Consider the following 262-nt stretch of genomic DNA (forward strand, 5'->3'; position numbering starts at 1 on the left):
TACGATTTAATCAGTGAAGCCAAATGGGATGCTGCAGATGCTACACGCTGGTCTATAAGCAGATAAAGTTGTCGTTTAAAGGTTCTTTCATTGGGTAAAATAAGTGGATTTTTGTCATCTGCCCAATAGAACTTCCCTTGAACCTGCTTGGGATAAAGCTGCTTGAAGTAGGCATTCAATCCATTCTTATCTGTTACTCCATTGGAAAGGAAAAGAGGGGTAATAACCAGTTTTTCATCCATTGGGATCTCATTAAACTTAG

The 262-nt window shown here is 38.9% G+C and carries 1 pseudogene; it reads right to left on the reverse strand.

Annotated elements, in window-relative coordinates:
• Positions 1 to 242: pseudogene (locus SB689_RS23405) on the reverse strand (hypothetical protein); the annotation flags it as partial.
• Positions 243 to 262 lie beyond the last annotated feature (20 nt).

Source organism: Chryseobacterium sp. SIMBA_038, from assembly GCF_046535115.1.
Taxonomy (GTDB): Bacteria; Bacteroidota; Bacteroidia; order Flavobacteriales; family Weeksellaceae; genus Chryseobacterium.